Origin of the sequence: Kitasatospora sp. NPDC089797 (assembly GCF_040684795.1) — a bacterium.
Classification (GTDB): Bacteria; Actinomycetota; Actinomycetes; order Streptomycetales; family Streptomycetaceae; genus Kitasatospora.
The window spans coordinates 1-14,589 of the sequence record NZ_JBFBGS010000059.1; the positions used below are offsets into that span (position 1 = coordinate 1).

Annotated in this window: 10 protein-coding genes; 7 read left to right on the forward strand and 3 right to left on the reverse strand. The window is 73.1% G+C overall.

The window, feature by feature from the left end; all coding sequences use genetic code 11:
- Window positions 1–35: 35 nt before the first annotated feature.
- The 7 genes from AB0O91_RS34580 to AB0O91_RS34610 all read left to right on the forward strand — a co-directional run bounded on the left by AB0O91_RS34580 (window position 36) and on the right by AB0O91_RS34610 (window position 10,657).
- On the forward strand, window positions 36–4,409 hold the full coding sequence (locus AB0O91_RS34580; RefSeq protein ID WP_363441737.1) for an RHS repeat-associated core domain-containing protein: 4,374 nt from the start codon (window positions 36–38) through the stop codon (window positions 4,407–4,409).
- A 146-nt stretch (window positions 4,410–4,555) separates the two neighbouring features.
- Window positions 4,556–5,173 carry a hypothetical protein gene (locus tag AB0O91_RS34585; protein ID WP_363441739.1) on the forward strand — a complete coding sequence of 206 codons (618 nt, stop codon included), beginning with the start codon at window positions 4,556–4,558 and terminating at the stop codon, window positions 5,171–5,173.
- A gap of 200 nt (window positions 5,174–5,373) precedes the next feature.
- A complete protein-coding gene (locus tag AB0O91_RS34590) occupies window positions 5,374–6,141 on the forward strand; it encodes an ABC transporter ATP-binding protein (RefSeq protein WP_363441741.1) in 768 nt (255 codons plus the stop codon).
- Window positions 6,126–8,105 carry a hypothetical protein gene (locus AB0O91_RS34595; protein ID WP_363441743.1) on the forward strand — a complete coding sequence of 660 codons (1,980 nt, stop codon included), beginning with the start codon at window positions 6,126–6,128 and terminating at the stop codon, window positions 8,103–8,105. Before AB0O91_RS34590 ends, AB0O91_RS34595 begins: the two co-directional genes overlap by 16 nt.
- A gap of 63 nt (window positions 8,106–8,168) precedes the next feature.
- Window positions 8,169–9,470: a sensor histidine kinase gene (locus AB0O91_RS34600; RefSeq protein ID WP_363441745.1), complete on the forward strand. Its 1,302-nt coding sequence runs from the start codon at window positions 8,169–8,171 to the stop codon at window positions 9,468–9,470.
- Entirely contained in the window at window positions 9,434–10,090 is a 657-nt protein-coding gene (locus tag AB0O91_RS34605; protein WP_363441747.1) for a response regulator transcription factor, read from the forward strand. Before AB0O91_RS34600 ends, AB0O91_RS34605 begins: the two co-directional genes overlap by 37 nt.
- 141 nt (window positions 10,091–10,231) lie before the next feature.
- Window positions 10,232–10,657 carry a metalloregulator ArsR/SmtB family transcription factor gene (locus AB0O91_RS34610; RefSeq protein WP_363441749.1) on the forward strand — a complete coding sequence of 142 codons (426 nt, stop codon included), beginning with the start codon at window positions 10,232–10,234 and terminating at the stop codon, window positions 10,655–10,657.
- A gap of 21 nt (window positions 10,658–10,678) precedes the next feature.
- Here AB0O91_RS34610 and AB0O91_RS34615 read toward each other — a convergent pair whose 3' ends face one another.
- The 3 genes from AB0O91_RS34615 to AB0O91_RS34625 are packed head-to-tail and all read right to left on the reverse strand — an operon-like array spanning window position 10,679 to window position 14,528.
- The gene (locus tag AB0O91_RS34615) at window positions 10,679–11,290 is read right to left on the reverse strand and encodes a nucleoside deaminase (RefSeq protein WP_363441751.1); all 612 of its coding nucleotides are present in this window, start codon (window positions 11,288–11,290) and stop codon (window positions 10,679–10,681) included.
- Window positions 11,291–11,337: 47 nt separating this feature from the next.
- Window positions 11,338–12,735 (reverse strand): nitrate/sulfonate/bicarbonate ABC transporter ATP-binding protein, encoded by a 1,398-nt coding sequence (locus AB0O91_RS34620; protein ID WP_363441753.1) that lies wholly within the window; start codon window positions 12,733–12,735, stop codon window positions 11,338–11,340.
- Between the two features lie 26 nt (window positions 12,736–12,761).
- Window positions 12,762–14,528, reverse strand: a complete 1,767-nt coding sequence (locus AB0O91_RS34625; protein ID WP_363441755.1) for an ABC transporter permease subunit — start codon at window positions 14,526–14,528, stop codon at window positions 12,762–12,764.
- Window positions 14,529–14,589: the final 61 nt, after the last annotated feature.

Below are 14,589 nucleotides of genomic sequence, written 5' to 3' on the forward strand. Positions count from 1 at the left end.
CCGACGGCAAGCCCAGGGGTGCCTCCGTCGCCGGGGTGAAGAGCGGAAACCGGCCCGACTCCGACTGGCTGTCCGGTCAGATCCTGGAGACGGACGCCTACACCGACTCCTCCGCTGACGCGGGCTCGCCGGTGTCGTACACCGTCAACAGCTACGAGAACCCGTCCGACCGGGCCACCCACAAGCGCGCCGGCCTGCCGGACCTGGTCGCCCGCTACGGCGCGACCAAGGTCACCACGGCGTCCACCGCTGCGACCACCACCGGCACCCGTACCACCACGAAGGTGGCGACCACGGACGCCGGGAACAACAACCGCGTCACCACGTCGTTGAGCACCGCCGACGGCACGCCCGACGTCTGCACCCGGTACCGCTACGCCGCTGGCGCCAACCCGCAGATGACCGGCCTGGTCTCAGAGGAGTTCGTCATCTCGGGCGCCAACGCCTGCACGGCGGACGCGAACCCGACCAACACGGTCTCCGACAAGCGCACGCTCTACGACGGCCAGGCCTTCGGCACCGCCGGAGCGAAGGCCGAGGCCACGGGCAGCCAGGTGCTGGACAGCTACGACGCCAACGGCGTCGCGCAGTTCGTCACCGCGGCGACCAGCACCTACGACGGCTACGGTCGGACGACCTCGGTGACGGACCCGACGGTCACCGACGGCGCCAACCCCAACGGCGCGGTCGCCACGACCGCGTACAGTTCCGCCAACCCGGGCGAGCTGCCCAACAAGGTGGTCACCGGCAGCCCGGCCCCGGCCGGCGCACCGGACGCGGGCACCGCCCGCACGACGACCGCGACGCTCAATCCGGCCCGAGGCCTGTCGTTCACCACGACGGACGCCAACGGTCGTACCACCACCCAGACCTACGATGGCCTGGGGCGGCTGAAGGCCGCCTGGGCCCCGGGTCAGGACACCGGGGGCAACGCCAACGCGACCTTCGACTACGCGGTCAACGGCGGCTCGGCGCCGTCCACGGTGACGACCAACTCGCTCCGCCCCGGCGGCAAGTCGTACGGGAAGTCGACGCAGATCGTCGACGGCCTCGGCCGTACCGTGCAGACCCAGGGCGATCCGGCGATCGCGGCCTACCACGGTCGGCTGATCACGGACACCTCCTACGACTCGCAGGGCCGGGTCGGCCAGACCAACAACACCTATTACGAGGACACCAACGCCCCCAACACGACCCGGTGGATCCCGGACAGCGCCTCGGTGCCGAACCAGAGCGTCGTGCAGTTCGACGGTCTGGGGCGGGCAGTGAGCACGCAGTTCGTGGCGCTGGGCACGCTGCAGGCCACGACGACCACCGCGTACCCAGGTGCGGACCGGGTCGACGTGTCACCGCCGGCCGGTGGCACCGCGACCAGCACGGTCACCGACGCCCGTGGGCGCAAGACGCAGGTGTGGCAGTACCGGACGGCTGCGGCGACCGGCAAGCAGGCCGACGCGGACGTCACGAGCTATGCCTACACGCCGGGCGGTCAGGCGGCCTCGCGTACGGACGCTGCCGGGAACACCTGGAGCTACGGCTACGACCTGCGCGGTCGTCAGGTGAAGGCCGACGACCCGGATGCGGGTGTGTCGACGCGTTCGTACGACAGTGCGGGCCGGCTGGCCTCGACCACGGACGCGCGCGGTCAGAGCGTCGCGATCACGTACGATCTGCTGGGGCGCAAGACCGGCACCTACAACGGGTCGGTGGCTCCGGCGAACCAATTGACCGGCTATGCCTATGACACCGTGGCGAAGGGCCAGTTGACGTCGTCGACCCGGTTCGTGGGCGGCGCGGGTGGTTCGGCGTACACCAAGTCGGTCGGGGAGTACGACGTGGCGTACCGGGCGACCAAGACCTCGATCTCCCTGCCGGGCGCCGAGATCGGCCAGAGCGGGCAGGTGAGCTTCGACTACGCCGCCGCCTACAACCCGATCACCGGCGCCGTCGTGTCCGACACCCGGGCTGCGGCGGGTGACCTTGCCCAGGAGGCGGTGAACTACAACTACGAGGCGTACGGGCAGCTCAACGACGTCAGCGGCTCGGGGTACACGTATCTGCGGCAGGCGGACTGGGACGCGTACGGGCGCAACATCCGGGACACGATGAACCCTTGGGGCACCCAGGTCGTCTCCACCAACACCTACGACGAGCCGACCGGGCGGCTGCTGACCCAGTACGTGGACAAGCAGACCTCGACGACGGGAACGGTGCAGAACACGACGTACGCGTACAACCCGGCAGGTCGGATCACCGGGATCCGGACGATCCCGGACAACAGTCCGGACCGGACGGACCTGCAGTGCTTCTCCTACGACTACCTGGGCCGGCTCACCACGGCGTGGTCGGACACCGGGCGGCTGAACCAGCCGACCCCGTCGCTGGCCGGGCAGGGTGCGTGTGCCAACTCGACGCCCACCAGCGGGGCTTCGACGCCCGGGACGACCACGGTCGGCGGCAGCGCGCCGTACTGGCAGGACTACACCTACGACGCGGTCGGCAACCGCACCAAGCTGGTCATGCACAACCCGACCGGCGACCAGTCGAAGGACCTGGCCATCGGCCAGACCTTCCCGGCCGCCGGCGCCCGCAACACGCCGACCACGGCGGCGGGTACGGGCGGTGGTACGGGCGGTGCGCACGCGCCGACGGCGATCACCTCGACGTTCCCGAACAACGGGAGCGTGCCGGGCAGTTACCAGTACGACGCGGCGGGGAATACCACGAAGATCGCCAACCCCGGTGCGAACAAGACCATGGGTGCCGGGTTCGTGCTCAGCCCCGGTGAGAGCGTGCGGTCCAGCAGCGTGCAGCTGACGATGCAGCCGGACGGCAACCTGGTGCTGACCTCGCTGCGGACCGGGCTGGTCACCTGGTCGACCGACACCGCCAACCACCCGGGTGCGTGGGCGACGATGCAGGACGACGGCAACTTCGTCGTCTACGACCCGCAGCGGGTGCCGCTGTGGTCCTCCCAGTCGTGGACCGGCCCGAACAGCAAGTTCTTCGCGGTGGTCCAGGACGACGGCAAGTTCATGGTCTACGGGCCGGGCTGGAGCCCGAAGTGGGACTCCAAGACCTGGACGACGGTGGACGCGGCCAACGGCGCGGACCTGACCTGGGACGTCGAGGGCAAGCTCGCCACGATGAAGCAGGGCAGCGCGACCACCTCCTACGTCTATGACGCGGACGGCAACCAGCTGATCCGCCGCAACCCCGGCAAGGTCACCGTCAACCTCGGCGGCGGCGACGAACTCAGCTACGACACCGGTTCCAAGACCAGCAGCGGCACCCGCTACTACGCCCTGCCCGGTGGCGTCACCCTGGTCCGCCAGGGCGCGAACGCGCTGACCTACCAGTTCGCCGACCACCACGGCACCAACAGCCTGTCCATCGACTCCGCGACGACGAACGTGAACCGCCGCTGGACCGACCCGTTCGGCGTCCTGCGCGGCTACGGTTCGGCCAACTCCTGGTCCGGGGACAAGGGGTACGTCGGCGGCCTGAAGGACGACGCCACCGGCTTCACCAACCTGGGCGCCCGCCAGTACCAGCCCGCCACCGGCCGCTTCCTCAGCCCCGATCCACTGCTGCTGGCGGACGACCCGCAGCAGTGGAACGCGTACGCGTACAGCAACAACGACCCGGTGAACAAGACGGACCCCACCGGCATGGCGCTGGAGGAGTGCGCGAGCGGCTTCGCCAAGTGCTCCAACATGGGCACCAAGGTCGACACCACCCAGGACGGACCGAACTACCAGAAGATCGTCGAGGAGATCAAGAGGGCTGAGCCGATCCGCAGGCAGGGCTACATCGAGTTCGTGAAGAAGAGCCTGTCGAAGCCTCATCCCGATGCCTACATCGAGAGCCAGGTCCCCAAGAACGGGCCCGGCGTCGTCGGCCACTCGACGGAACAGAAGGGTCGGCCGGACGACCAGCTCAACTACGAGATCGGCGCCGATCTCCGCAGGAGCAACCTTCCGCTGTCGGTGTCGGTCGGCGCGACCACAGCCCAGTCGACGCAGTGGTCCGAGCAGTTCGCGAAGAAGAAGAGCAACAACAAAAACGTCAAGACGGGAGCGAAGGTCTCCGTGGAAGGCAGCCTGCTCGGTTTCAGCAAGGCGACCGCGGAGGGGAGCGTCGAGTACAACTACGAGTGGGGATCGGAAGAGACCAAAACGAGGACCGATGGCGGGGGCACTTCCAGCCAGGAAAGCACCAACGTCACGGCCCAGATCCCGGCCGACAAGGAATACGGGTTCTCGCCGCTGGGACGTCGGACGAACTACGTGACCACCTACTACCACGAGGACGGCACGGTGACCACGCAGGAGTGGGGAACCTACCAGTTCCTCAGCTGGAACCGGGTCGTGTATGACCACGCGCCGGCTGAGGCCGTCGACAGGTAGGCGCGTCGCACGGCGTCGACCGTTTCGTCGAGGAGAGGATGATTAGCCACATGAGGGGATCTGCGGTGCGGCTCGGTGCCGTACTCTTGGGCTTGGTGATCGGCGCCTGCGCGTGCAGTGGGGCTTCCGAGGGAGAGGGGGCGTCTGTGGTCGCGAGAGTCGGCTCTTCTGCCGCCGCACCCTCCTCTGCCCCGCCGGCCGATTCGGCTCCTAGCGCGAAGGACGCGCCAGGGGCCGATGCGCGGCCGGTCTTTCCGGAGGACGTCAAGCGCCAGATCGTCCGGATGGCGGAGGACGCCGGAAGGATGCCGGTGCGCGGCGAGTTCTCGCTGGCCGAGTACGACCGCGGCCACGGGCCGGAGTTGATCTGGCAGACCGAGAAGACCGGCGAGATCTGCACCGCAGACGTCGTCGGTCCGAGCACCACGTGCGTGGCGCTCACGTCGATACCGGCGAAGCGCGTTCCCGGGGCCGACGTCTTCATGGGAGGCGGGCGGTTCTACGACCACGGTCAGACGTTCTGGGCGGTGACACTCATCGCGAACGGCGAGTCGATCGACCATCTGGCCTGTCGGGGAAGGGACTTCCCGGCCCGTGCGGCCTACTCGACCCGTATCGACGGTATCTCCCGGATCATCTACACCGTCGTCATCCCGCAGGAGCTCCAAGGCGAGTACCGGGTGTCCGTCCAGCGGGACGGTCAGTCGGCCGAGGAGCGTCTCGAGCTCAACATGGACAAGGTCGGCTCGCCGGTGCAGTGCTGACCGGCCGACCTTGAACCGAACGGTGCCCCGCCTCCCCCAGGGAGGCGGGGCACCGCCGTGTCGTCCCCCGGCCGGGGTGGGTCCAGCCCCACCCCCGGCCCGGGGTGCAGCTGGATTCTGCCGCCGCCCCGCCGTCCCTAGATTCGATCACGGGCCGCCCGGAGCGGGGGGCCGGGAGGAACGGGAGCGGGGAGCGGGACATGCGGGAAGAGGGGGCGCCGGCGCTGCGGTTGGCCGGGCTGCGGAAGCGGTTCGGGCGGCAAGTCGCGGTGGACGGGCTGGAGTTGGTGGTGCCCAGTGGGTCGTTCTACGGGCTGGTCGGGCCGAACGGTGCCGGGAAGACCACCGCGCTGTCGATGGCGGTGGGCCTGCTGCGGCCGGACGCCGGGAGCGCGGCGGTGTTCGGGGTCGACGTGTGGCGCGATCCGGTGCGGGCCAAGGCGCTGGTGGGGGTGCTGCCGGACGGGATGATGCTCCCGGAGCGGCTGACCGGGCCCGAACTGCTGCACTACCTGGGCCGGTTGCGCGGTCTGCCGGGCGCGACGGTGGACGAGCGGGCCGGGGAGCTGTTGGGGGTCCTGGAGCTGGACGGGGTCGGGGAGACGCCGGTGATCGACTACTCCACCGGGATGCGCAAGAAGATCGGGCTGGCCACCGCGCTGCTGCACGCGCCGCGACTGCTGGTGCTGGATGAGCCCTTCGAGGCCGTCGATCCGGTGTCGGCGGCGACCATCCGCACCATCCTGCGGCGCTTCGTCGCCTCCGGCGGGTCGGTGGTGTTCTCCAGCCATGTGATGGCCCTGGTCGAGCAGCTCTGCGACCACGTCGGGGTGATCGCCGGGGGCCGGGTGCTGGCGGCCGGGACGGTGGAGGCGGTGCGGGCCGGGCGCGGTCTGGAGGACGTCTTCGTGGAGCTGGTCGGGGCCCGTACGGGCGGCGAGGAGGGGCTGTCGTGGCTGGCGTCCTGAGCGGTACGAGCCCGGCCGCCGTGCTGACCGGGATGAAGCTGGCCGTCCTGCGGCGGTCGATGTCCGGCCCCCGGGCGGCGAGTCTGATCGCCGGGGGAGTGTGCGGTGCCCTGGCGGCGGTGGGCACGGCGCTGCTGGGTCTGGTGGACTTCCCCGCCCCCGAGGCGGGGGTCGGCACGGTCGCCCTGGTGCTGCTGGTCTGGACGGTCGGCTGGGCGGTCGGCCCGACCCTCACCGGCGGGGACCCGACCCTGCGGCTGTCCTACTTCACCCTGGTGCCGCAGCGCCCGGTCCGGCTTGCCCTCGGGCTGCTGGCCGCCTCCTTCGTCGGGGTGACCCCGCTGGTCAGCCTGGTGGCGTTCACGGTGCTGGTGGTCCTCGGCGCCGGGTTCGGGCTGCTGCCCGGGCTGGTGGCCGTGCCCGCGGTGCTGGTGCAGCTGCTGTTCGTGGTGGTGCTGGGCAAGGTGGCCGTGCAGGGCCTGGGCAGCGCGGTCCGGTCGCGGCTGGGCTGGGAGCTGTCCGCGCTGCTGGTCGGCCTGGTCTGCGGGTTCCTGAACACCGGCTGGTTCGGGGTCGCCTTCTTCTTCCGGCTGCTGGGCGGGCACTGGGCGCCCACCGTCGGGACGGTCGTGCGCGCGCTGCCCTCGGGCTGGGCGGTGGTCGCGGTGGACGCCGCCCGGCGCTCGGACTGGGCCCTGGCCGGGGCCTGCCTGGGCGGGCTGCTGGCCCTCACCGCCCTCCTGTTCGCGCTCTGGACGGCTCTGTTGACTCGGCAGTTGGTGCGCGGCACGGCAGGCGGCGGACCGCACGGCACCGCGGCCGTCGGCCGGGCCACCGCCCGCCGGAACGGCCGGCTGCGGGCCCTCCCGGACACCCCCGGCGGTGCCGTGGTCGGCAAGGAGCTGCGGCTGTGGGCGCGCGACCCGCGCCGGGCCCGCTTCCTGCGGATCGCCCTGTGGACCGGCCTGTTCACCGGTCTGCTCCCGCTGCTCGGCGGCTTCGCCACCGTGCTGCCGTGGACCGGGACGGTCGTCGCGCTGTACGCCGGCGTGCTCGGCTGCAGCCTGTACGGCCTGGACGCGGGCGCGCTCTGGCTGACCCTGGTCACCCCCGGCGCCGAGCGGATCGACGTCCGGGCCCGGCAGTTGGCCTGGCTGCTGGTGGTCGGCCCGGCCGCCGTGCTGCTCACCGTGCTGGGGACCCTCGCCGTCCCGAACGGCTGGGCCTGGCCCTGGCTGCTCGCGGGGCTGCCCGCCGTGCTGGGGGCGGGGGCGGGCCTGGTGCCGCTGATGTCCCTGCTCGGCCCGGCCCCGTTCCCGGACCGGCCGGGTGGCGGGCCGCTGGACGGCTTCAGCGACGAGAGCGGCGACCAGGCCCGGATGCTGGGCCTGGCGGTGCTGCTGCTCCAACTGTGCGCCGCGCTGCCGGCCACCGGGGTGGTGCTGGCCGGGACGCTGCTGGACAGCGCACCGCTGCGCTGGGCGGGGGCGGCGGTCGGCCTGGGCACCGGGCTGCTGTACGCGTGGTGGCTGGGCCGGGCGGCCCGGCGCCGGCTGGCGGCCCGGGGGCCGGAGCTGCTGGACGTGCTGCGCAAGGGCGTGCGGCGGCCGGTGGGGAAGCCGGCCGGGCAGGACGCGGTGGACGCCCTGGCCCGGCGCCGCACGGCGCTCGCCGGGCTGCTGGTCACCGTCGGGGTGCTGAGCGTCGCGCCGCAGGGCGGGGTGGCGCTGGGGATGTCGCTGCTCGCACCGGCGAACCGGAGCTGGTTCCTGGCGCTGTACCTGCCGCCGGACTGGCAGGTGCCGGTCGCGGCGGGCTTCGTCCTGCTGGGCAGCGGGTGCTTCGCCGTGGTGTACCGGCTGATCCGCGCCAAGCACGCCGCCGAGCGGGCCGCCACGCATGCCGCGGAGCAGGCCGCCGACTCTGCCGCCGAGCGGGCCGCCGAGCGGGCAACCACCGGCTGACCACGGCCCGTTGCCCGGCTGCCATCATGATCGTCCGTTGCCCGTCCCCGATCGGAGGCCCCCGTGAGCACCCCGCAGTCCCGAGCCGCCGAAGCGCTGCGCACCGCCCTGCGGGCGTTCGGGCGGCTCGCCGTCCTGACCCTGCTGATCCCGGCCGGGGCGCTGCTGGCGGTGCTCTACCTGCTCTCGTTCCTGCTCTGGGGCTGTCTCGGGATGGTCCCGCTGTTCCCGTTGGCCACCCGGGTGGTCCGCGCCACCGCCGGGGCCGCCCGGTGGGCCGCCGGCCACTGGTCGCAGGTGCCCGTACCGGTGCCGTACGTGCCCCGGCCGGCCCTGGAGCGCACCCTGCACGGCTGGTTCTGGACCGGCCACGACTACCACAAGAGCCGCTGGTTCGCGGGCTTCGCGCTGAAGCTGCGCTGGCTCTGGAACGACCCGGCGACCTGGCGGGACGCCGCCTGGGTGCTGGTCGACCCGCTGGTCGGCGGCGGGATCGCGGCCGGGCCCGTCCTGCTCTCGGCCGCCGGACTGTACGGGCTGGCCGAGCCCGCCCTGGCCGACCCGGTGCTGCCGCTGCCGGGGCCGCTCGGCCCGCTGCTCGGCCTCCTCCTGGTGCCCGCCGGGCCGGCCCTGGCCGGGCCCGCGCTGCGCCTGCACGGCCGGTGGACCCGCACCCTGCTGGGCCCCACCGAGCGGTCCCGGCTGGCCCGGCGGGTCGAGCAGCTGACCGAGATCCGATTGGACGCCACCGAGGCCCAGGCCGCCGAGCTGCGCCGGATCGAGCGGGACCTGCACGACGGCGCCCAGGCCCGGCTGGTCGCGGTCAGCCTGAAGCTCGGCGCGGTGGTGCCGCTGATCGACCGCGACCCGGCGAAGGCGAAGCAGGTGGTGACGGACGCCCAGGAGAACGTCACCCAGGCGCTGCAGGAACTGCGCGACCTGGTGCGCGGTATCCACCCGCCGGTGCTCGCCGAGCGCGGCCTGGCCGAGGGGATCCGGGCGCTCGCGCTGGACGTGCCGCTCAAGGTGGAGGTCCGGGCCGAACTGCCGGGCCGGGCCGAGGCGCCGGTGGAGTCGGCCGTGTACTTCGCGGTCAGCGAGGCGCTCACCAACGCGGTGAAGCACAGCGGGGCCCGGCACGCCACGGTGGAGCTCAGCCACACCGCCGGGCTGCTGCGCGCCGAGGTGGCCGACGACGGGCGGGGCGGTGCGGACCCGGCCGGGGGCAGCGGTCTGCGGGGCATCCGGCGCAGGCTGGCGGTGTTCGACGGTACGCTCGCGCTGACCAGCCCCCCGGGGGGCCCGACCAGGCTGATCATGGAGCTGCCGTGCGTGTTGTCCTCGCCGAGGACCTCGTCCTGCTGAGGGACGGACTGGAACTGCTGCTGAGCGCCCACGGCCACGACATCGTCGCCGCGGTGGAGAGCGGGCCCGAACTGGCCGCCGCCCTGGCCGAGCACCGGCCGGACATCGCCGTGGTCGACGTCCGGCTGCCCCCGACCTACTCGGACGAGGGCCTCCAGGCCGCACTGGCGGCCCGCCGGGAGCAGCCCGGCCTGCCCGTCCTGGTGCTCTCCCAGCACGTGGAGCAGCTGTACGCCCGGGAGTTGATCGCGGACGGCGCGGGCGGGGTCGGCTACCTGCTCAAGGACCGGGTCTCCAAGGCCGACCAGTTCGTGGACGCGGTCCGCACCGTGGCGGCCGGCGGCACGGTCATGGACCCCCAGGTGATCACCCGCCTGCTGGCCCGCAACGCCGACGACGAGCCGCTCGCCCTGCTGACCCCGCGGGAGCGGGACGTGCTGGCGATGATGGCCGAGGGCCGCTCCAACGCCGCGATCGCCCAGCGGCTGCACTTCAGCGAGGGGGCGGTCAGCAAGCACACCTCCAGCATCTTCGCCAAGCTCGGCCTGGGCGCCTCGGACGACGACAACCGCCGGGTGCTGGCGGTGCTGGCCTACCTGGACGGGACGCGCGCGGGGTAGGACGTCGCCGGGGCCGCCGTCCGGTGCGGGCCCGGACCGGTGCGGGCCCGGACCTGCGGGGTCGGCGCGGCCGCCGTCCGCCCGCCCCGGCCGGGGCTTCCCGGCGCGGGGGCCCGCGGTGCGCGTCGGTACGATCCCTGTATGGGTGGTGCGAATCAAGAGGCCTGGGACACCGACGCGGCGGAGCGGGCCGTGGCCGTGCTGAAGGCGGTGGCCGACCCGTCGCGGTACCGGCTGCTGTGGGCGCTGAGCCGGCGGGAGCTGCCGGTGAGCGAGCTGGCCGAGCTGCTGGGCGCCCACGTGGCGGCCACCTCGCAGCACCTGGCGAAGCTGCGGGCGGCCGGGCTGGTGGTGGCCCGTCGGGAGGGCACCCGGATCTTCTACCGCGCCACCGAGGTGCGCGGCCTGCTCACCGAGGCCGCCGTGATCGCCAACGAGCTGCCGGGCCGCGGCGGTGACGGCGGTGGTGACGGCGGCGCGGCCGCGGCCGCGGTGACGGCGGAGGAGCCCTTCGCCGGGGCCGCCCGCGCCGTCCGGGGCGTGCGCCGCCGTCCGGTGACCGGCTGACCGCGCCGCCGTCCGGGACCGCTACTCGCGCCCCTCCCGGACGGCCTGGGCGTGCCGGAACAGCTCGTCCGTCCGGTCGGCGAGCACCCCGCCCAGCAGCAGGCCCGGGCGGTAGAAGGACCCGGCGGCCCGGGCGACGTCGGTGGCGGACAGGTCGATCTGGACCAGCCCGGTGCGGCGCAGCCCCTCGATCGACGTCCCCCACAGCACCTGGTCGATCCCGGCCCAGGCGCAGGCGCTCATGCACATCGGGCAGGGCTCGGCGGTGGTGTACAGGGCCGTGCCGGCCCACTCGGGGCTGCCGTAGGGCTGCCCGTAGTCGTCGATGGCGACCATCTCGCCGTGGTAGGTCGGGCCGTCCTGCGCCGCGTTGACGCCCCGGCCCACCACCTGCCCGGCGCGCACCAGCACCGCCCCGAAGGGGTAGCGCTCGTTCCGGCGGCCCTCCTCGATCGCCGCGGCCATGAAGTGCTCGTGGCCGGGCGGCGCCGCGGCCGTGTCCCGCCGCTCGCGGCCCGGTGCCGCTTCCGGTGCCGTGCCTGGTGCTGCTCCCGGTGCCGCTCCCGGTGCGGCGAAGGGCGCCAGCCCGGCCGCGCCGACGGATCCGAGGAAGTCGCGCCTGCCCAGACTCACGGTGCCCTCCGTCCATGGGTGTACGGGTACCGCAGCATTGTGCGCGATCAGCGCCCCGTTTCGGGCTCTTCCAGCCGGTATTCGCGCCGTCCGGCGTCGTAGCCGAACAGGCCCGCGTAGCGGCCCCAGTCGGTGGCGGTCTCCAGCTGCCGGTCGATCTGCTCGCTGGTGTAGTGGTGGGCCAGTAGGTCGCGGAAGAAGCCGGCGCGGACGGCGGCGCCGGGTGCGCCGCTCAGGCTGTTGGCGATCAGCCTGACCAGCGGGACGTCGAGGGCGGCGCCGGCGAACAGGGCGCGGGAGTCCTGGACGTCGGCGTGGGCGAAGGCGGTGCCGTCCCCGGTGAGCAGCAGGTCGTCGCCGTGGATCTCGGCGAAGCCGAGCAGGTCGAGGGCGTCGACCTGGGGGAGCATGTCGTCGATGTCGAGGCCGAGTTCGTCGGCGAGGTCGGCGAGGTCGCAGCGGCCGTCGCGGTGGGCGATCATCTCGGCGAGGCCGGAGAGGCCGTCGACGCTGGCGGAGGGCAGCGGGGTGGTGGCGAGGGTGCGGCGCTCGGTGCGGTCCTGGTCGGGCCGGTCCGGGTCGGTGCGCTCGGCGTCCGGGCGGGCGGCGGGGCGGCCGTCCTTGGGCCGGCCGGTCATGATCCGGTAGACCCGGTCGACCAGTTCGTCGAAGTCGGCGGAGTCGCGGTCGCGCGGGCGTTCCAGGTCGACCTCGACGGTCTCCCGGATGGTGCCGTACGGGCGGGAGCCGAGGACGACGATCCGGTCGGCCATCAGCACCGCCTCCTCGATGTTGTGGGTGACCAGGACGACGGCGCGGGTGGGGAACTGCCCGGAGTCCCACAGCTCCATGAGCTCGCCGCGCAGGTTCTCGGCGGTGAGCACGTCGAGCGCGGAGAACGGCTCGTCCATCATCAGCACGTCCGGTTCGACCACCAACGCCCGGGCGAAGCCGACGCGTTGGCGCATCCCGCCGGAGAGCTCCTTGGGGTAGGCGTTCTCGAAGCCGGCCAGGCCGATCAGGTCGATCGCCTGGTCGGCGGCGCGGGCGCGCTCGCGCGGGGGCACCCCGCGGGCCTCCAGGCCGAGTTCGACGTTCTGCCGGACGGTCAGCCAGGGCAGCAGGGCGAAGGTCTGGAAGACCAGCGCGGTGCCGGGGTTGGCGCCGGTGAGCGGGGTGCCGCGGTAGCGGACGGTGCCGGAGCTGGGCGGCAGCAGCCCGGCCAGGCAGCGCAGCAGGGTGGACTTGCCGGAGCCGGAGCGGCCGAGCAGGGCGACGATCTCGCCGGCCCGGACGGTGAGGTCGATCCCGGAGAGCACCGGCAGCTCGCCGTCGGCCCCGGCGTAGGACTTGGTGAGGCCGGTGGTCTCCAGCAGCGTCCCACCGTCCGCCACCGGGGGCTGGACGGCGGCGGGGGCGGGGCGGGAGAAGAACGGGAAGCGCATCGGGGGGAACCTCACACGGGAGCGGGTCAGAGCGAGTAGCGGCGCTCGGCCAGCCGGTACAGGCGGCGCCAGAGCAGGCGGTTGAGGGCGACGACGTACAGGCTCATCACCGCGACCCCGGCGAGCAGGTGCGGGTAGTCGCCGCGTTCGGTGGCCCCGGCGATGTACGCGCCGAGGCCGGTGGCGGTGAGGGTGGTGCCGCCGAAGGTGACCACCTCGGAGACGATGGAGGCGTTCCAGGCGCCGCCGGAGGCGGTGATGCCGCCGGTGACGTAGGCGGGGAAGATGCCGGGGATGATCAGCCGGCGCCAGCGCTGCCGGCCGCGCACGCCGAGGTTGTCCATGGCCTCGCGCAGGTCGCTGGGGATGGCCATGGCGCCCGCGATGGCGTTGAACAGGATGTACCACTGGGCGCCGAGGGCCATCAGCAGGATGCCGCCGACGTCGATCGACAGGCCGGTCCGCAGCAGCAGCCAGACCACCAGCGGGAAGAGGAAGTTGGCCGGGAAGCTGGCGAGGATCTGGACCAGCGGCTGGGCGGTGCGGGTCAGCCGGGGGGAGAAGCCGATCCGCACGCCGATCGGCACCCAGACCACGGTGGCCACGGCGACCAGGACGACGACCCGGGCCAGGGTGGCGAGGCCGAGCAGCAGCGGTTCGCCGAAGACGCCGAGGCCGGTGGCGTCGGCGAGGTAGCGGCCGAGGTCGACCAGGCCCCAGAGCACGATGCCGCCGGCGACGAGCGCGAACGCGGCGTCCCCCGCCCGCCGGCGCGCGGGGGAGACGGTGAGCGGCCGGTCGTCGGTGCCGAACAGGCCCCCGGCGCGGTTCAGCGCCCGGCCGAGCGGCCGCAGCGCCCGGGCCAGCAGGCCGGGCAGCCGGGAGCGGCGCAGCAGGTCGAGGACGACGGAGCGCTGCACCTCGGTGGCCTCGGACTGCTCGTTCTTGAAGCGCTCGGCCCAGGCCGTGAGCGGCCGCCAGAACAGGAAGTTCACCCCGACGACCATGACGGTCATGGCGGCGATCGCCCAGCCGACCCGGCCGAGGTCCCCGGCGGCGATCGCGGCGCCCGCGTAGGAGCCGACCCCGGGCAGCGCGTACCGCTGGTTGTCGACACTGATCGCCTCGGAGGCGACCAGGAAGAACCAGCCGCCGCCGAAGCTGAGCATGCCGTTCCAGACCAGGCCGATCATCCCGGAGGGCAGTTCGACCTTCCAGAACCGGGTCCACCGGCTGAACCGGAAGGAGCGGGACAGCTCGTCCAGTTCGCGCGGCAGCGAGACCAGCGAGTGGTAGAAGCCGAAGGTCATGTTCCACGCCTGGGACGTGAAGATCGCGAAGACGGCGGCGCACTCCAGGCCGAGCATCGAGCCGGGGAACAGGGCCAGGAAGCCCGTCACCGCGACGGTCAGGAAGGCGAGCACCGGCACCGACTGGAGGATGTCCAGCGCGGGGATCAGCACCCGTTCCAGCCGACGGCTGCGGGCGGCGGCGTAGGCGTAGCCGAAGGTGAACAGGACCGACACGACGAGCGCGGCGAACATCCGCAGCAGCGAGCGGGCGGCGTCGTAGGGCAGCCGGGCCGGGTCGGTGTCCACGGTGGCGTCGCGGGCGGTGGAGAACCGCACGGTCGTGCCCTGGCCGGCCCGCAGGGCGAGGTAGAGCAGCACCAGGACGGCGGCCGCCACGACCACGTCCACCCAGGTCGTCCGGGCCGGGCGGCGTGCGGTCCGGGACGGCAGTGAGCCCCGGGACGGGCCCGGGGCGGACTTCGGGAAGGACGGGAAGGACATGGCGGGACCTCCGGCGCGCAAACCCGGGCAGTCTGCTCCCTTCTGACGTCCGTACGCAAAT